Below are 18,673 nucleotides of genomic sequence, written 5' to 3' on the forward strand. Positions count from 1 at the left end.
GCCGAATCGGCCGATGGCTTTATTGGTCGGCAAGACAACCAGCAAGTTTGGCTGAGTAATCCGCTGTCGAAAAAATTAGTGCATAAATGGCGGGCGGCGGTACCGGCTATTATGGTAGGCACCCGCACCGCGCTAATTGATAACCCCCAGCTAAATACCCGGGCCTGGACCGGCCCCCACCCAACCCGCATTGTAATAGATAAAAACCTGACTTTACCGGATCACCTGGCTATATTTGATCAAAGTCAGCCCACCCTTATTTACAATTACCAGAAACAAGAAACCGTAGGTACTACCCATTGGGTTAAGTTAGAAGCACATACCAATTTATTGCCCCAGCTATTACAAGATTTATATAAACGTAATATTCAGGCAGTATTGGTAGAAGGCGGGACCGCCTTGCTTAACAGTTTTATCCGGGCCAATATTTGGGACGAAGCCTACGTTTTTAAGTGCGAGGTTAAATTAGAAAGCAGCGGTATTGCGGCACCCACCTTGCCTTTAGCCAATTTAAAAGCTATTAGCCACGTTGCCACCGATAAATTATTGGTTTATAAAAATACGCCTTAAATGAATTTTAAGTAGCCGGCATTAAAAACCTACAAGCTTTATTCATTAAATAAAACACCAAGCATAAACTTAAACAGCTATAAACGGGCTTTGCTTTTGAACTTTTAAGCCCAGCTAACTTTTATAAAAATTGAGATCAAAAAATTATGGCAGAATCACTTGTAATAGATAACACCTTAACCAAAACCGAAAAGTACGAGGCTTTGTTACCCCAAATTGAAGCACTGGTAACCGGCGAAACCGACTTAACGGCCAACTTGGCCAACGTTATGGCCGCATTAAAGTATGGCTTAGGTTTTTTCTGGGTAGGCGCTTACCTGGCAAAAGAAGGCGAATTGGTATTGGGTCCTTTTCAGGGACCGGTAGCCTGCACCCGCATTGCTTTTAGCAAAGGGGTTTGCGGCGCCAGTTATACCCGCAAGAAAACAATATTGGTACCCGATGTAGAAGCTTTTCCGGGGCATATTGCCTGCAGCAGTGATTCTAAATCAGAGATTGTGGTGCCGGTGCTTAAAGATGGCGAAGTAAAAATGGTGCTGGACGTGGACAGCGACAAACTAAACGACTTCGACGAAACCGACCGTGTTTACCTGGAGCAACTTGCCAATTTAATGGCTACCTGGTTTTAAGTTGGATAAAGGATAAAAGAAGAAGGTCGAAAGCCAAAGCAAAATGACAAAAGAATAAAAGCAGCTTAACGTTACCAGTAAAAATATTTACTTAATCTTTTATTCTTTTACCTTTATCCTTCTTCAATTATTCTACCCAAAGAAAGATCCAGTTTCAGTTTTTAGCTGGGCAATAACGGTTTGGCCGCCTTTGGTTTTCTGGCCGATGCTCACTTTAATTTCGGTATCGGTGGGCACAAAAATATCTACCCGCGAGCCAAATTTAATAAAACCGAATTCGTCGCCTTGGGCTACTTCATCGCCTTCTTTTACGTACCACACAATGCGGCGAGCCATGGCGCCGGCAATTTGCCGGAATAAAATATCGGGGCCGGCCGTAGACGTTACTACTACCGTAGTGCGTTCATTTTTGGTGCTCGATTTGGGGTGCCAGGCTACAAAATAATTGCCCGGGTGGTATTTAAAATATTTAACCACACCTGCTACCGGGTTACGCGTAATGTGCACATTTATCGGCGACATAAAGATGGATATTTGCTTACGCATATCGTTAAAAAACTCCGGCTCGTGCACATCTTCAATTACCACTACTTTACCATCGGCCGGCGCAATAATTAAATCTTCGTGCAGAATCAGGTTACGGTAAGGGCTCCGGAAAAACTGCAATAAAAGCAAAAATACAATTGCCGAAATAGCAGAGAAAATCTTGTTGAAGGTAACGTGTGCACTATTAAACTGATACAACAACAAATTTACGACTAAGAGTCCGAGCAAGGTAAAAAGTAATATCCTGCGTCCTTCTTTGTGAATTTTCATGTAGCTATGGTTAAACCGCTTCTTATAAACGTGGTATCCTACCTAAAAAGTTAGGACTAAGCGGTCCGAGAGGCAAATTAAAGTCTAAAATACGAATTATAAAAATACGTTTGTTGTGGGTTGGGGTTAATAAAAGTTGGTATGGCTTTATTCTGAACCCCGGTAACCCGTTTACAAAAGTACTGCTTAAACCTGTAAAACGTTACCAGTTAAAGGTAAATTCCTGTTTATTAAATAGCTTAACGCCCTCCTTTATTTAAACAGGAATTTCTTTTAAGCTTTACCGCCTGCGTTTACTTAATTATAAAAGAATAAATTTGATTGGCTTTAAACGGGTAAAATACCTATCAGGGTAAAACTTTTAAAAAAGCAACAATAAAAGGCGTTACCATTAGCAAACTATCAAACCGGTCCAGAATACCGCCGTGGCCGGGCAACAAGTTGCCCGAGTCTTTAACCTGCAAACTCCGCTTCAGCATAGATTCTATTAAATCGCCAATTACGCCAAACACGGCTACAATAATGCCGATGCCTAACCAACCGGTTAAACTTAAATCTACCAAAAACAACGACAGTACGTACGCTACGCCTAAACAAAGCAACGTGCCGCCCAGCCAGCCTTCCCAGGTTTTTCCCGGCGAAATCCGCTCGAATAATTTGGTCCGGCCAAAAGTACGGCCAAACGCATAACCACCAATATCGGCCGCCCAGATTAAAAAAATAGTACCCAGAATAATATGCCAGCTATATTGTGCTGTAGGGAAACCCAGTAAAATAAGTAAGCTAAAGGGTGCCGCCACGTACAATACCGCCAGCAACGTAAGCGCAATATTAATAAAAGGCTGCTGTTTTTTCCGGTACAGCTCGGCTACAAAACATAAAAATAAAATGGGCGGCAAAGAGAATAAAATACTGGTACTTACCCAACCTTTGCTGATTAAAAAAACCAGGATAAATAAACCTGCTCCCAACACCACCCCTACATTATGGTTCGGCGCAAAGCCTTTATCAGTTAATAAGCGGTAAAACTCCAGCATGCCCAATACGGTAAGCCCCAGAAATAACGCCCCAAACGTATACTCATTAAACCAGATGGCGCCGATAAAAACAGCACCGCCCAAAATACCGGTTAAAATTCTTTGTTGCAGGTTAGATAAAGCCGCCGGCTTGGAATCCATATTGTGTGATTGGTGAATGCGTGAATAAACGAAATAATGTTTAATAAATTTCCGGAAATTATTCTTTGTCTGCTTTACGACGCCCTTATTTACCATATTTGCTTGGTATTATTTGGGGCATCGCTGGCTTTTTGAAGCCTGTTAGCCAGAAACTGCTGGCGTAAATAATACAGTAAGGCAATGGTAGCTACCACCGAAAACAAAATACTTTGCAACGGCATGGCTTCCTCAGTTTCGATCTGGAAATTTATGACTTTCCGATGCAGTAAATACATAAGCAGTACGGTAAACCCATTGTTAATAAAATGCCCTACAATTGGCACCCAAATATTGCCCGACCACCAGTACAAATACCCGAGCAAAGCACCTAGCAAAGTGCGGGGCAACATGCCGTAAAACTGCATGTGAATTGCCCCAAAAATAATAGCGGTAATCCAGATACCTACGTGCGGGTTTTGCACCCACCGGATACATTGTTTTTGCACTATGCCTCTAAAGACCAGTTCTTCGCCAATGGCCGGAATTAAAGCAAATACCACTACCCCAAAAATAAATTCTCCTACCGAATCAAATTTAGTTAAGTATTGCGTTAGCTCTTTTAAGGTATCTTCTTTGTCTTTGGCCCACTGTTCAAACCCCGACAAAAAGCCCGGCAGCTTCATTTTGCTGTTAATATCAATAAACCACGAGTTAAGCGGCATAATAACCACAATTAGCAAAGCCGAAAGCAAAAACAAGAGGGCCGGTATCTGCCAGTTATCCGAAAAATAGCGGCGCAGGCTAAACCCAAAGCTTAAAACCAAAGCTATCGGCGCCAACGTAAAAGCACAAAAATGCGATATACCCTGAAATAAATTTACCGCGGTCCGGCCGTTGGGGTAAGCGTCAGGGCGTTGCACCAGACTGGCCAATTCCTGTAAACCAACATCGTACAAGCCATACAGCGCCACCACCGAAAAAAAATTACCTACGAAAAAACCGCCCAGCATAAACACCAGCAGCAGCATAATATAATAAACAGGATGCAGATTTTGCGGAATGAAACCTTTCATAGGTGGGTTTAAGTTAATAAAAACGTAAATTTACCCTAATTTTTAAATATCGCTACGCGTGGCACAAATAGGAAATATTACTTTACCGGAATTTCCGCTTTTATTAGCCCCCATGGAGGATGTAAGCGACCCGCCATTCCGGGCGGTTTGCAAAGCCAATGGGGCCGATTTGATGTATACGGAATTTATTTCGTCGGAGGGACTGATCCGGGATGCGGCTAAAAGCCGGCAAAAACTAGATGTATTTGATTACGAACGGCCCATCGGCATTCAGTTGTTTGGCTCCGATGTAGAATCGATGCGCGAATCCGCCGAAATATCGACCCTGGCCGGACCAGATTTGATTGATATTAATTACGGCTGCCCCGTTAAAAATGTGGCCTGCAAAGGCGCGGGGGCGGCTTTATTGCGGGATATTCCCAAAATGGTAGAAATGACCTCGGCAGTAGTAAAAGCCACCCACCTGCCGGTAACTGTTAAAACCCGCCTGGGCTGGGACGATGCCACTAAAAATATTACCGAAGTGGCTGAACGGCTGCAGGATATTGGCATTCAGGCTTTAACCATACATGGCCGCACCCGGGTACAAATGTACAAAGGCGATGCTGACTGGACCTTAATTGCCAAAGTAAAAGAAAACCCGCGCATTAAAATCCCGATATTTGGGAACGGCGATATTGAAACACCCCAAAAAGCGCTGGAATACCGCCGCCGCTACGGCGTAGACGGCATTATGATTGGCCGCGCCAGTATTGGCTACCCCTGGATTTTCCGGGAGATAAAACATTATTTCCAGACCGGCGAAATATTGCCGCCCCCAACTTTACAGGAGCGCATGGAAGTCTGCAAAATGCACTTTACCAAATCTTTGGAGTGGAAAGGTGAGCGCCTGGGTATATTTGAAATGCGCCGGCATTACACCAATTATTTCCGGGGGCTGGCCAATTTTAAACCATATCGCATGCGCCTGGTCCAGACCGAATCGCCGGAAGAAGTGTATAACATCTTGGACGAAGTAGCTGGCACGCTGGTTTACGCCGATTAATTTATTTCTTAGTTTTTTAGCTTGAGTTTGCTTCATATATTATACCCCACGCGGGTAGTCCGGTATTTACGCCTGCATACCGGACTGCTCACCTGGCTCTTGGTAGGGCTGCTTTCTTTTATGTGGGGCACCTCTTATATTTTAATTAAACGCAGCCTTACGGTTTTTACACCTTTTGAATTAGCGGCCCTACGTACCACGCTGGCATCGTTAGTATTTATGCCTACAGCGCTGGCTAACTTAAAAAAGGTAAACCGTACCGAGTGGAAATACCTGGCTACCATGGGGTGTTTGGCCATTCTGTTTCCGGCTTTTCTTTTTCCGTTGGCGCAAACCCACCTGGCCAGCGCCCTAACCGGTATTATAAATTCGTTAACGGGTTTGTTTACTTTACTCGTGGGGGTACTGTTTTTCCGGCAAAAAATTACTTTTTTAAAAATTGGCGGTATAGTTTTGGGTATGGCCGGTACAGCCATGCTTATTCTGTCGGGCCGTCAGGACCAGATTACGAGCAACGCCGTTTACGGTATATTTGTGGTGCTGGCTACAATTTGCAATGCGCTTAATGCCAATATTGTAAAGAAATACCTCCAGCACCTCAATCCTTTAAAAATGTCGGCTTTGGGTTTGTTTACGGTAGGCCCGTTGGCTTTTATTTATTTGTGTACCACCAACGTGCCGGCCAAAATATTGTACACCACGGCCGGCTGGCAAGGCTTGGGGTACGTGAGTATTCTGGCTTTGGTAAGTACTAGTTTAGGATTTATTTTTTACAATAAACTTATTCAAATTTCGTCGCCGCTGTTTGTGAGTGTAATTACTTATTTAATTCCGGTAGTGGCGCTTATGTGGGGCATACAAGATGGCGAGCAGATAACAACCTTCCATTACCTGGGCATGGCTACTATTTTGGCGGGGGTGTTTATTGTAAATAAAGCGGAATAAGAGCACTTAAACTTTACAATACCTAAGCCATAAACTATAAATAATCATTTCGGGTACTTTAAATTTATTTAATTATTAATACTACACCAACTGCCGGGCGGGTATCCAATGAGGTACTGGCCTGGATTATTTTAATATTTATTTCGTTGGTTTGGGGCACTTCTTTTATTCTCATAAAAAAAGGCCTGGCCGTATTTTCTTCGGATGAATTGGGGAGTGTGCGCATTACCATTGCCTGCCTGAGTTTACTACCCTTTGCCCTTAAAAATATTAAACAGGTGCCGGCCCAAAAGTGGAAATATATCATCGGCAGCGGTTTTTTTGGCAATTTATTTCCGGCCTTTTTATTTGCCTACGCCGAAACCAAATTAGCCAGCGGATTGGCGGGGGTATTAAATTCCCTTACCGCTTTATTTACCTTAATTATTGGGGCAATATTTTTTCAGCAGAAAATTGCGGGCTTGCGTGTGGCCGGTATTTTAATTGGTATTTTGGGCACGGCTATTTTAATATTTGGTGGGGGCTCGCGCGAGGCTGGTGCGGCCAATACTTTTTACGGCGTTTATGTAGTACTGGCTACGGTTATGTACGGCCTCAGCCTTAACTTAATAAAACACCGTTTACACGGCATACCCGCCTTAACCATGGCCAGCTTAGCTTTGTTTTCGGTGGGGCCACTGGCTTTTGGTTATTTGTGTACCACCAACTTCTTTTACAAACTGGCCCATGTGCCCGGCGCCTACGAAGCCTTGTTGTATATTGCATTGCTGGCAGTTTTTAGTACTGCTATTGGCCTGGTGCTTTATAATCGCCTGATTCATTTAACCAATACCTTGTTTGCCAGTTCATCTACTTATTTAATGCCCATTGTGGCGCTGCTCTGGGGCGTACTAGATGGCGAACAAATATTGTTTATCCATTACATGGGTATGCTGGTTATTCTGGCCGGGGTATTACTGGTAAACCGCAGTCGCTAATACTTTCTTTCCTATAAAGCAAAAAGGCCCTTCTATAAGTAGAATGGCCTTTTTGCTTTATAGAACTAACAGTAAACGGTTATGCAACAGCCATGAGATTTGCTTGTTCTTTTTCTGCCAATAATAGTTAATAGTGGCCTTAGAAAATCAAGAAATTTGCCTTCAGATTACAACCCAGCTACTATATAGGTAGTGTTAGTAGCAGATTTTGCTTTCTTGGATTTCCAAATTAAAAAAGTTATTCCTATTAATAGACCTATAAACCCTCCTAAATAGCTAAAGTTATGAACTATCCCAACTAAATAGAAGAAGAATTTGTCTTGAATCACAACATTTTCCGGAATATAGCTCGGTGGTTTAAAATAGTATTGTTCATAAGAAACACTATCTAACCAATCCGGTAAAAACTCATAGGTTATAATTATAAATGGAGTCAGGAAAGTAACAAAAATGGTTATAGCAATTGCTTTAAATGTTTCTTTAAACATTACTTTACCATTTTCGAAAATCCAACCAACTAAACCTAAAATTATGCCTATTGGGAGTCCGACCCACCAACTGGATAAAAAACCTACAACAGAGGCACCTAATCTTTGGGATTCATTAAAATATCCATCAATCCCAAACCGGTAAAACATAAATTTTGTAAAGAATTCAGAGGAAATGGAGTAAGTTATTTGGTTAAGAATAGCGCCATAAGTTCCAGCAATAAAAGGTGAGAGCAAGACAAGCAGAAAAAATACTATGCTTTTGTTATTCATCTTAATTTAAACTCACCACTAATATCAGCATTATTTAATTACTTCCGGAATGGGCTGACCAATACTGCCGCTGGGCGCCTGAATACGTAGCAAAGCCGCCAAGGTAGGTGCAATATCCGACATGTGCGTAGGCCGGTTTAGTTTGCCTTGGTTAACGCCCCAACCCATCCACACCAGCGGAATGTGGGTATCTACGGGGCTCCAGGTGCCGTGCGATGTACCGGTAGCATTAGGTGAGCCGCTGTACCAGCCTGGCTTTAGAAATAACTGAATTACCCCACTGCGTTCCGGGTGGTTGCCGTTGAGCATGCGCATACGGAGTTCTTCTGGCACGCTGATGCGCTGCACATCCCGCACATCTATGGCATAAGCAATGCCATCCTGTTTTTCCATAAACAGCACGCAATCCCGCCGTATAGCCAGTTCATCAAGTTTATTCGCGGCAATTACGCCGTAGTTTAGGGTTATCTGGTAATTGCTAAAACTTAAAATAATACCTTTAACCTTGTATTTGGCTTCTAACTGGTTATTTAACTCTTTTAACTGCGCGCCCGATGGCCAGAAACCGCCGGGCAATTTGTTATCAATTAAAAAATTAGGGTTGTGCGAAGCGCCGTGGTCGGCGGTCAGGAACACGGTATAATTGCCTTTGCCCAGGGTTTTATCTAAGGTACCGAAGAAATCGGCTAAATCGCGGTCCAGGCGCAGGTACGTATCTTCTACCTCAATGGCATTGGGGCCAAACCGATGCCCAATATAATCGGGAGCCGATAAGCTAACCGCCAGAAAATCGGTTATATCGCGTTGGCCTAGTTGCTCGTTTTGGAGAGCCGCTTTGGCTAAGTCGAAAGTAAACGTATTGCCGTAAGGTGTAGACCGGACAATACCTACCCCACTAGTTTTAAATAATTCAGACGTTTTAACCGGAAAAACAGGACCATCGGCTTTCCGGAAGGCACCTTCGTAGCGGGTATTATCGGCGGTACTCTGCACGTAAGTGGTTATAGGATACAGCGTAGTCCAGTCTTGTTGTAAATATTTCTCGGCTAATTTCTGAGCGTTAAACTGCTGCACCCAGGCGGGTAATTCTTTCATGTACCAGGTGCTGGTTACCCAATTGCCGCTGGCATCGTCGAACCAGTAAGCAGCATTGGCAGTATGCCCGGCCGGCAAGATAGAACCCCGATCTTTTAGCGCAATACCAATTACTTTAGACCGGAAATTAGTAGCCAAGCGTAACTCATCGGTAACGGTGCTGGCTAGCAGGTTACGCGGCGACATTTTGCCGGCAGCCGAAGTGGTACCAACAGGCGTTACCGTGTTGTCTTCGGTGCAATACATGTTTTTACCGGTTGCCTGAATAATAAAGTCGTTGCCGGCAATGCCGTGCAAAGCCGGTACCGACCCGGTATACACGCTGCTATGACCAATAGCCGTAACCGTAGGCAAATAATCAATATTGGTATTTTCGCAGGTAAACCCTTCGTTTAACATGCGTTTAAAGCCGTTTTCGCCGTAACGGTCGTAAAAGCGGTAAAGGTAATCCCAACGCATCTGGTCTACCATTAGGCCAACTACCAGTTTGGGACGGGTTAAAGCATTAACATTTTTTTTGGTTTTCTTTTGAGCCGCAGCAGAAATAATCAGGGTAAAGTAAAGGAGAATCAGCAGTCTTAATCGCATGAGGCAAGGTTAAACTATTAGCAAAATGGTAAAAGATTATCCGGTCTAATTTAAAAAATAAAAGTAATCAATCTTAAAAGTAAAAAAACATAAACCTTAACTTATTTAAAAGATAAAATTTTAATTCGGATAAAGCATTAACTATTCTTTTAAAACAACAAAGCCCCTGCCAACCAGCAGAGGCTTTGTTCCGGTATAACTATTTCTTGCCGGCGTAAGTAAGCTTTACTACAATAGGATAATGGTCGGAGGGATATTTGCCGTGATAAGAATCGGTTAAAATACCCCATTTACTCACTTTAAAATGGCTGGTAACAAATATATGATCGATAATATCTTTGCTACCCAGTTGCTTTCCGAAACTATTAAAAGATCCATTGTTGGCGTAAGGATTGGGCACCTCGCGGTACGTATCTTTTAACACCCCCGAATTGGCCAGCGTCTGGTACCACTCGCTGCTATGGTTGCCGTTTAAGTCGCCGGTTAATATTACCGGTTCTTTGCCGGCTATTTCTTTCATTTTCTGCAACAGCAGTTTACTACTTTCCACGCGGGCTATTTTACCTTGGTGGTCGAAATGCACATTAAAGAAATAAAACTTTTTTTTAGTGGTTAAGTCTTGTAAATACACCCACGAAGCGATGCGGTTGCAGCAAGTGGCATCCCAACCCAGCGAAGGTTTATCCGGTGTTTCGGATAACCAGAAATCGCCGTTTTTGAGCAGTTTAAATTTATCTTTTTTATAGAAAATAGCTGAGTGTTCGCCTTTTTCTTTCCCGTCGTCGCGGCCGGCGCCAGACCGGGCGTAAGCCGGCAAAGCATTAGTGATGTCGTCTAACTGGTTTTTCAGGCCTTCCTGGGTGCCAAAAATATCAAAGTCGTGGAAACGGATTAAATTAGCTACTATGGGCGCGCGGTCGACCCACAAATTACCGGCATCGCCCGGACTGGCAAAACGAATATTGTACGAAGCTACCGTAAGCTCCTGCGCCCAGGCACCATTAGCCAGGGTAATGGTAAAAAAAAGAAAGAGAAAGATATTTTTAATTTTCATCAGAAAGCGTTTAGTTGGCTTTAAAACTAAGTAAAATATTTAAATATTTCGCCGGGAGATTTATGGCTGATTTAACTAACCATAAATTTCCCGGCGAAATATACCTGGCGCCAAAGTTACCAGCCGGGGTTCTGGCCCAGTTCGGGATTCATTAATCGGTCAGATTCCGGAATAGGATAGAGATAATGTTTGGCTTCCCATTTACGGGGAATATTACTCAGCCAGGTTAATTCTCCGAAGGTATCTTGCGACAGCCGTTGTGGATTGGGGTTACCGCCACTAATGGTTTCGGCTACGTTTACGTAAGTAACCCCTGCCACCCGGTTAGCGGGCAACACTTTGTAAAAGGCAACGTCTAGTTTTCCATCTTCATTTAAATCGAGAGGCTGGTTAAGCGCCGGCACGTAAAAGCCGTTCCAGGTCATTTCCATCAGCTCGCCTTTATTCCACCGCAAAATATCTTCGAAGCGCAGTCCTTCCAGCACCAGCTCAATGCCTCTTTCGCGCCGTACTTCCAGCAATATTGGGTCAGAAATTCCCGGAAAATATTTTGCTTGCAAATACGGGTCGGCTTGGGTAGGCAAATTATTTATAGTACCCGTAATACCGGCCCGCTGGCGTAATGCGCCAATTGTTTTTACCCAATCTGAGCTGGTAAGTGTTCCTAATTCTGCTTTGGCTTCGGCGTAGTTTAATAAAACTTCGGCGTACCGGATAGTTGGTATCGAATTATTATTCCGGCTGCCGCCATCGTAAAAGGTATCGTCCAGGGTCCATTTAATAGGCTGGTAACCGGTGTAGGTATAAGAAAACACGGGTGGCGCCGCTTCGGCTACGCCCCCATTAATTCTTTTGTAATCGCCCATCCGGATGGTTTGCTGCAGTCTTTTATCGCGGCCTTTTACTTCCTGGGCAAAGGTCATGGTTTCGTAACCGGATTTACTCGTAAAAGGCGTACCGTCCAGGTTTAAATAAGTATTTATAAAAGTTCGGATAAGACTTACCCGGGCACCATAAGTAGCGCTGGTCCACCACCAATTGGCGTCGTTAAATACACTTAAAGCCGGGTCTACTACCGCCGAAAGAATTACTTCGTTAGCTACAGGGGTTTGGGTAGTAAATAATTGCCGATAAGATCTTTCTGAACCGCCGGCAGTATTCAGGTTAAAGCCACCTTCTTTCATTACCTTATCAGCCGCCGAAACCGCTTCGTTCAGCCAGGCCTCGGCAGTGCCTTCTAATTTATATTCCTGATGATATTTCCGGAAAGTGCCTTCGAACAAACAAACCCTTGATTTGAAAGCATAAGCTACGTACTTGGTTATCAGGCTGCGGCTGTTATCGTTGGTGGTGGTAATATTTGCACAGGCATAATTTAAATCGGCCAAAACCGAATCCATGACCAGTGTACGCGGATCGCGCCCCTTAAATAAATCCGGGTCGGCTACGTCCATGGGTTTATTTATCCAGGGTACATCGCCAAAGCGTTTTACTTTCTCATAATAAAACCAGGCCCGGAAAAAACGGGCTATGCCCCGGTAATGATTGCGTACAGTAGGCGAAATAGCCGGATTATTCAGGTTAGCCAGAAAATAATTGATATTGCGCAATTCGGTCCAGCTCCAACCAGAGCTTTGCCGGGGTCCAAAAGCGCCGGCTCTTAAAAAATCGGGTACCTGGGTCCGGGCAGCATAGTCGGCCATGGCATCGCCCTGGTGAATGCTGTTTGCCGAAGGTAAGATATCATAAAACGAATTGGCGTATAATTCCAGGCCTTTCTCGCTACCAAAAACAGCCGCTTTGGTAGCCGTGGCTTCCGGTGCCTGATCTAAATCATCACACCCGGTAAAGAGGCAGGTTAATAAAACAAGCCACAATAATGGTTTCTTTATCATAATCGTAATCTTGTAACTTCTTAAATAGTTATATTCTTTAAATATTGCATACTTCTAAATCAGCAGGTACTTCTGCTTCATTGGTTTTCTACTTTATAAATAAATTAAAAAGTAATAGAAAGCCCCAGGTTGGTACTTTTTAATATTGGGTAATTGTGGCCGTTTCCGCTGGAGCCGTTTGTTACTACCCTATCGGAGCCCCGCACGCTTTCCACATCCAAATCGCGGGTAAGTTTATAAAGCGGCGACCAAGCCCATAAATTCTCGCCGGACAGGTAAATTCTGGCCGAACTCATTCTAATTTTGCCCAGTAAGGATTGCGGCAGGTTATACCCGATCTGAATATTTTTCATGCGGAGGTAAGCAATATTCTGCAGGTATTTGGTTTGCGCTTGTCTTAATTCGCCAGCGCCATTTTGGGCAGTGTAGCCCCGGTACCGCGGGAAATAAGCATTAGGGTTCTCTTCGGACCAGATATTATCCATGTGAAATTGCGGCAGTTTGTTGTATGGCCGGTTATATTGTCCCCAGAATGTACCGGCTTCGGGGCCGGGAAACCAGTCTTGCTGACCTATGCCCTGGAAAAAAGTAGAAAAGAAGAAGTTATTCCAATCCAGATCCAGGTTTATGCTATAAGTATAGCGGGGGTTGGCATTACCAATAATGGTCATATCGCCAGGGTTAGCTACAGTATTTAAACCATTATTTATTTCGCCATCGCCGTTTAAATCTTTAAACTTTATATCGCCAGGCAATAATTGGCCGGTATTAGAAGCTCTGATTAGGGTTTGTTTGGGCGAATTGGCAATATCATCGGCAGATACAAAAAAACCATCCGTTACGTAACCCCAAATATCACCAACTTTCTGCCCTACGTAATAATCGCTCAGTTTCTGCTCGGGGTTGTTATACTTGGTAATTTCGGCTTGGTAATCGGCCATGGTAAACCGGATGCTGTAGTTAAGCGGTTTGGTGCCTACTTCCAGGCCATCGCGCCAGTTTACCGATAATTCCCAACCTTTGGTTTTCAAATCGGCATAATTGCCTTTTGGCACGGCCGTGCCAAAAACAGCCGGCAAGGTCATACCAACGGTAAACATATCGGTTGTATTCCGGATATAAGCATCACCGGAGAAAGTTAACCGGTTCGAAAGCATATTTAAATCCAAACCTATATTTTGGGTAGTAGAGGTTTCCCAGGTTAGGCCATCCGGAATAACGCCTGGCTGACTGGTACGTTGTGGCCTTACGCCGTTTAACACCCGGCCCGACTGCGAAATACCAAATTGTTCCTGAAAAGCATAAGAATTTATATTACCGTTACCCAAAGAGCCATAAGAAGCTCTTATTTTTAAATCAGATACCAGATTGGGCGAAACCTTCCAGAAAGGCTCGCCGGAAATACGCCAGCCCGCTGAGAAAGAAGGGAAAAAAGCAAACCGTTCATTCTCCGGAAACTTAGACGAACCATCGTAGCGGCCACTGGCCTCTAGCAGGTAACGATCTTTAAAAGAATAATTTAACCGGTAAAAACCACCCAAAATATTCCATTTTTCCCAGCCACCGCTGGTAGTAATAGATTGGCCCAAAGCCAGATTTATATCTTTTGCATCTTCGTAAATCAATCCATTCCGTAAAGTCCGGAGGGCTTCAAAGGTAGATTGTTCGTAGTTATAACCGGCCATGGCTTTAAAATAATGGTCTTTGGCAAAGGTTGTTTCGTATTCGCCGTATAGGTTGGTAGCCAGGTATTGGGTTTCGCGGTAAATATTCTGAATATCGTTGGTATTGGTACCCACGTATTCAATTACGCCTGGTTTGCGGCTGTAAGGCACCGGTACCCGAATTTGTTTTTCATCGTCATCGCTGTTGCGGAAAGTAAAATTGCCGTTTACTCTAAACTTATCTTCCAGAAATTTGGCCGTAAAACCAGTTGTGTTCCGGATAACGCGTTCGCTGAAATCAATACCATTTTTGCCGTACCAAAAATCGCCGACGGTATAAGCTGCCGAATAAGTTAAAGTGCCATCGGGGTTAAACATAGGTGCCAATGGATGTCCCTCATCCGAGATATTGCGCCAGATACTACCGCCCTCGCCTACATTTAGCGGATTGTGGTAGCTCATGTTAGAATAATCGGTGTTGTTGTTAATCTGTAACCACGGAAACAAATCAATTGCTCCTTTTGCCCGGAAGTTATACATCTTGTAATCATCGGAGTTGTACCGGAACAAACCTTCCTGGCCGTAATAACGACCGGTTACGTAAAAACTGGCTTTGCCACTGCTACCCGAAACCGCTAAATTGTGGTCGGTAGAACTAAGGTTATTTTTATATAATTCTTTGTACCAGTCGGTACTGCTATAGTACACGTATTCGCCGTTTGGCCCTACTTCTACCTGCGGCAAGCTAGGGTCTTCCGACCGGCGTTTCAGTTCTGCCAAATATTCCGGCGAAAACCGCAGAGTTTTATTTACGTTTTGCGGTGTCTGGGAATAATCATTCCAGGCAGTCCAACTCTCGTTAAACATCTTGGCATACGTATAGCCGTCATTTACAAAATCCGGAACGGAGGTTGGTTTTTTAATGGCGTGGTTAACCGTATAGGTAACGCTGGTTTTGTCTTTAGAAGGATTTTTGGTTGTAATAAGCACTACCCCAAAGGCCCCCCGGGCTCCGTAAATGGCGGCAGCAGAAGCATCTTTTAAAACCGAAACACTTGCAATATCATTGGGGTTGAGCATGCTGGGGTTACCTTCTACCCCATCTATCAGAATTAAGGCGCTACCACCCTGCCCTATAGAGGTAGTACCCCGAATGTTAAAAGACGGCGATTGAATAGGCTTGCCATCGGTTGGAATTAGGTTGAGGTTAGGAATGGCCCCTTGCAACCCCTGCGCCAGATTAGGTATGGAACGATTCTCGAATACCTCCGAAGTTACCTGATCAACGGCCCCGGTTAAGTTTACTTTTTTCTGGGTACCGTACCCTACCACTATCACTTCTTCCAGCGATTTGGCATCGGGCAGTAGTTTAATGTTTATAGTCGTACGGTTATTAATGGGCACTTCCTGGGTAGTAAAACCCACAAAAGAAATTACCAGGGTGTTAGAGCCGCTGGGCACTTGTAACGAAAAACTACCATTGGGGTCGGTAGTAGTACCGGTATTGGTACCTTTTACCAATACGGTTACCCCTGGCAGGCCTTCACCCATATCGCCGGTAACCTTACCGCTCAGATTTTGGCCTTGCTGCGCATAAGCGGTTGCCCCGCAGGCTAACACCATGATTACCAACAAGGCAGGTTTCCACTTTAAAAGTAACTGCGTAAATCTTTTCATAGAACAACATCTTTAATTATACTTTATTTATTGATAAAAATCAGCAAACAACACCGCATGGGTGTACAGGTTAGAACTAGTACAGTGAGGAGGTCCGTGAATTAGCATAGCGGAATATTTTGGCATTTCAAAACACTACTTATTTAAATAATTGATATACAGTATTTTATAATCAATAGGAGTTAATACAGCGCAAAAGTACCGGGTGGCCTTTACAATTTTATCTTACAAAATCAGATTTCATATAACCTTAACTTTAGAATGATTATTTAATAATATTTAAATAATGACTGCTTAATATTGTCTTTTCTCAGCTAGGAAATTCTGAACAGAACAATGCCGGCTCCATACGCCGAGTGCCTCCTCCTCGTGTAAATAAACCTGGCTTATAAAACCTAAACAAACCATACTACAGAGAGAAAAAGGCTAATACCTTTAATACGCTTAAAGTATAGAATAATCTAAGAATTTCAAATTTTTTCAATAATGCTACGCAACTTATTATAAAAAATAGATAAACTTTAATATTATACACCCAGCGCTACATAATACCAGCAGCTAATTACACGAAGGAATTGAGATATATTTTAAGAAGCAGAAACACTATCTATATGGAAGGTTCTAAATAGCGGTTCGGGTGCATGCCGATTGGCCTCACCTGATTTAAATAAAAATTAAAAGTAAACTGGCACTACCCCAAAGAGCCGCACCGGAGCTAAACGCTGCTACATTTATTTGCCAATAAATTTATTCAGGCAACCCACCAAAAGGCAAAAGTTAATGCTTATGCATTATTTAGCTAATATTCCTGACTTTTAATTTAAAGCCTGGTATTTTCAGAAGAAGGCTGATTGAGTTTGCTGTTGCGATAACCGTAAACAAAATACACCACTAAACCCAACCCCAGCCAGATTAAAAAGCGGCTCCAGTTGGTAATGCCTAATTCGGTCATGAGGTATAAATTGGTAATCAGGCCCAAAACCGGAATCAAAGACAGGTTTTTGGTAAAGCTTAAAAAGCTGATGACAAAGCAAAAAATAATAAACCCAATCATGGGAATTTTGTGCTGGAAAACTTCCCAACCGCTTTCGGTACCATTGGATAAACTAAAGAAACTTTGCAGACCGTTCTGGTTGAAAATATAAAGCAGCGCCAGCAGTACCAGCATGAGTAAAGGTACAATATATTTGCCGTTGTAATAAGGTACTTTAAAACCGGCCTTACCGCGGTGCTGCCCATTACTATCCATTACCAAAATACCACCGCATACCAGCACAAAAGCAAACAAAGTGCCTATGCTGGTTAAATCAGTTACCTCGGTTAAATTCATAAACAAAGCCGGTACGGCCACCACAAAACCTGTAACAATGGTAGAAAAAGAAGGGGTTTTGTAGCGCGGGTGCAAGCGAGAAAATACTTTAGGCAATAAACCATCACGGCTCATGGTCATCCAGATACGGGGCTGGCCCAACTGAAACACCAGTAAAACACTGGCCATAGCCACCACGGCACTTACCGCCACTATGCCCGAAACAAAATTTAAATTCACGCGGTCGAATACGTAAGCCAGTGGGTCGCCGACAGCCAGTTCCTGAAAAGGCACCATACCGGTTAAAACCAAAGCCACCAGTACGTACAACACCGTACAAATTACCAACGAATAAATCATGGCCCGAGGTAAATCGCGCTGCGGATTCTGACATTCTTCGGCCGTGGTAGAAATAGCATCAAAACCAATGTAAGCGAAAAATACTGCCGAAACCCCTTTTAATATACCCGATATGCCATTGGGCGCAAAAGGGCTCCAGTTAGCGGGCGTAACGTAAAATATACCTACCAGAATTACCATTACAATTACCAGCAGTTTAAGCAGTACCAGCAGGTTGGCGGTTCGTTTAGATTCTTTAATACCAATATACACCAGGTACGTAATGGCTACCACAATCAGTAAAGCGGGTAAATCGGCTACCAAATGCAGGTTGCCCAAACGAGGAGCGTTGTTCCAGGCCTCGTAGGCCAACTGCAAATTTTGGGGTATCTCAGACAAAGGAGTACCGGCAGCAACCAAAGCTTCGGCTTCGTCAAACCCGCGGGCAGCGCTCAAGAAATCCATGGTTAGGTAAGCCGGTATATGTATCCCGATGCCCTGGAGCAAACTGGTAAAATAATCTGACCACGAAATAGCCACCGCAATATTGCCAATAGCATACTCCATTAATAAATCCCAACCAATAATCCAGGCAATAAGCTCCCCAAAAGAAGTGTAGGCGTACGTATAAGCGCTACCGGCAACCGGTAAAGTAGAGGCAAACTGGGCGTAACAAAGCGCCGAAAAAGCGCAAGCAATGGCCGTAAAAACAAATAATAAAGAAACACCGGGCCCACCGGCGGCGCTGGCATTACCAATGGTACTAAAAATTCCCGCTCCAATTACGGCCGCTATACCCAACGCTGTCAGGTCGCGCAAAGTCAGGTTTTTAACTAAGCTTATGCCGTGCCCATCTTCACCTGCGGCCTGCAAATCGGCCAGCATTACATTTGTATCTTTCTTCCGGAAGAGATTATGAAAACCCATGCAAATTAAATTAGGGGCAAAAGTTACGCAATAAATTACAAAAACCGACCATTTGTAAACCCAGGCAGTTTAATTTGCACCGGTTAAATACCTAAAGGGCTAAGATTATTGCTGGCGTTAATTTTCCGGAATACAGCACAGCACTGTGTATT

At 43.6% G+C, this 18,673-nt stretch carries 14 protein-coding genes; 5 read left to right on the plus strand and 9 right to left on the minus strand.

What is annotated here, in order from left to right; all coding sequences use genetic code 11:
- Window positions 1-570 (plus strand): RibD family protein (locus ACO1R6_RS02295; RefSeq protein WP_486261849.1); only part of this gene is annotated, 570 nt, incomplete at its 5' end.
- A gap of 146 nt (window positions 571-716) precedes the next feature.
- Window positions 717-1,199, plus strand: coding sequence for a GAF domain-containing protein (locus ACO1R6_RS02300; protein ID WP_486261850.1), 483 nt, complete (start codon window positions 717-719; stop codon window positions 1,197-1,199).
- Between the two features lie 132 nt (window positions 1,200-1,331).
- Here ACO1R6_RS02300 and ACO1R6_RS02305 read toward each other — a convergent pair whose 3' ends face one another.
- From ACO1R6_RS02305 to ACO1R6_RS02315, 3 genes are all read right to left on the minus strand, one after another.
- Entirely contained in the window at window positions 1,332-2,015 is a 684-nt protein-coding gene (locus ACO1R6_RS02305; RefSeq protein ID WP_486261851.1) for a phosphatidylserine decarboxylase family protein, read from the minus strand.
- A gap of 347 nt (window positions 2,016-2,362) precedes the next feature.
- Window positions 2,363-3,193, minus strand: coding sequence for a phosphatidate cytidylyltransferase (locus ACO1R6_RS02310; RefSeq protein ID WP_486261852.1), 831 nt, complete (start codon window positions 3,191-3,193; stop codon window positions 2,363-2,365).
- Window positions 3,194-3,282: 89 nt separating this feature from the next.
- Window positions 3,283-4,245, minus strand: coding sequence for a CPBP family intramembrane glutamic endopeptidase (locus ACO1R6_RS02315; protein ID WP_486261853.1), 963 nt, complete (start codon window positions 4,243-4,245; stop codon window positions 3,283-3,285).
- Window positions 4,246-4,303: 58 nt separating this feature from the next.
- Here ACO1R6_RS02315 and dusB point away from each other — a divergent pair, with 58 nt between their 5' ends.
- The 3 genes from dusB to ACO1R6_RS02330 all read left to right on the plus strand — a co-directional run bounded on the left by dusB (window position 4,304) and on the right by ACO1R6_RS02330 (window position 7,212).
- Window positions 4,304-5,290, plus strand: coding sequence for a tRNA dihydrouridine synthase DusB (gene dusB / locus ACO1R6_RS02320; RefSeq protein ID WP_486261854.1), 987 nt, complete (start codon window positions 4,304-4,306; stop codon window positions 5,288-5,290).
- Between the two features lie 27 nt (window positions 5,291-5,317).
- Complete coding sequence (locus tag ACO1R6_RS02325; RefSeq protein WP_486261855.1) at window positions 5,318-6,235, plus strand: DMT family transporter; 918 nt, start codon at window positions 5,318-5,320, stop codon at window positions 6,233-6,235.
- Window positions 6,236-6,369: 134 nt separating this feature from the next.
- Window positions 6,370-7,212 carry a DMT family transporter gene (locus tag ACO1R6_RS02330; RefSeq protein ID WP_486261993.1) on the plus strand — a complete coding sequence of 281 codons (843 nt, stop codon included), beginning with the start codon at window positions 6,370-6,372 and terminating at the stop codon, window positions 7,210-7,212.
- 167 nt (window positions 7,213-7,379) lie between these two features.
- Here ACO1R6_RS02330 and ACO1R6_RS02335 read toward each other — a convergent pair whose 3' ends face one another.
- The 6 genes from ACO1R6_RS02335 to ACO1R6_RS02360 form a co-directional block, all read right to left on the minus strand.
- Complete coding sequence (locus ACO1R6_RS02335) at window positions 7,380-7,973, minus strand: hypothetical protein (RefSeq protein WP_486261856.1); 594 nt, start codon at window positions 7,971-7,973, stop codon at window positions 7,380-7,382.
- A 30-nt stretch (window positions 7,974-8,003) separates the two neighbouring features.
- Window positions 8,004-9,656, minus strand: coding sequence for an alkaline phosphatase PafA (pafA, locus tag ACO1R6_RS02340; protein ID WP_486261857.1), 1,653 nt, complete (start codon window positions 9,654-9,656; stop codon window positions 8,004-8,006).
- A gap of 199 nt (window positions 9,657-9,855) precedes the next feature.
- Window positions 9,856-10,710, minus strand: coding sequence for an endonuclease/exonuclease/phosphatase family protein (locus ACO1R6_RS02345; protein WP_486261858.1), 855 nt, complete (start codon window positions 10,708-10,710; stop codon window positions 9,856-9,858).
- Between the two features lie 116 nt (window positions 10,711-10,826).
- Window positions 10,827-12,605 carry a RagB/SusD family nutrient uptake outer membrane protein gene (locus tag ACO1R6_RS02350; protein WP_486261859.1) on the minus strand — a complete coding sequence of 593 codons (1,779 nt, stop codon included), beginning with the start codon at window positions 12,603-12,605 and terminating at the stop codon, window positions 10,827-10,829.
- 104 nt (window positions 12,606-12,709) lie between these two features.
- Window positions 12,710-15,946 (minus strand): SusC/RagA family TonB-linked outer membrane protein, encoded by a 3,237-nt coding sequence (locus ACO1R6_RS02355; RefSeq protein ID WP_486261860.1) that lies wholly within the window; start codon window positions 15,944-15,946, stop codon window positions 12,710-12,712.
- An 820-nt stretch (window positions 15,947-16,766) separates the two neighbouring features.
- Window positions 16,767-18,521, minus strand: a complete 1,755-nt coding sequence (locus ACO1R6_RS02360) for an amino acid permease (protein WP_486261861.1) — start codon at window positions 18,519-18,521, stop codon at window positions 16,767-16,769.
- Between the last annotated feature and the right edge of the window lie 152 nt (window positions 18,522-18,673).

Source organism: Adhaeribacter sp., assembly GCF_057359045.1.

Coding starts and splice junctions, on each gene's coding strand:
- ACO1R6_RS02300 (WP_486261850.1), top strand. CDS start 717: ATGGCAGAATCACTTGTAATAGATAACACCTTAACCAAAACCGAAAAG.
- ACO1R6_RS02305 (WP_486261851.1), bottom strand. CDS start 2,015: ATGAAAATTCACAAAGAAGGACGCAGGATATTACTTTTTACCTTGCTC.
- ACO1R6_RS02310 (WP_486261852.1), bottom strand. CDS start 3,193: ATGGATTCCAAGCCGGCGGCTTTATCTAACCTGCAACAAAGAATTTTA.
- ACO1R6_RS02315 (WP_486261853.1), bottom strand. CDS start 4,245: ATGAAAGGTTTCATTCCGCAAAATCTGCATCCTGTTTATTATATTATG.
- ACO1R6_RS02335 (WP_486261856.1), bottom strand. CDS start 7,973: ATGAATAACAAAAGCATAGTATTTTTTCTGCTTGTCTTGCTCTCACCT.
- pafA (WP_486261857.1), bottom strand. CDS start 9,656: ATGCGATTAAGACTGCTGATTCTCCTTTACTTTACCCTGATTATTTCT.
- ACO1R6_RS02345 (WP_486261858.1), bottom strand. CDS start 10,710: ATGAAAATTAAAAATATCTTTCTCTTTCTTTTTTTTACCATTACCCTG.
- ACO1R6_RS02350 (WP_486261859.1), bottom strand. CDS start 12,605: ATGATAAAGAAACCATTATTGTGGCTTGTTTTATTAACCTGCCTCTTT.
- ACO1R6_RS02355 (WP_486261860.1), bottom strand. CDS start 15,946: ATGAAAAGATTTACGCAGTTACTTTTAAAGTGGAAACCTGCCTTGTTG.
- ACO1R6_RS02360 (WP_486261861.1), bottom strand. CDS start 18,521: ATGGGTTTTCATAATCTCTTCCGGAAGAAAGATACAAATGTAATGCTG.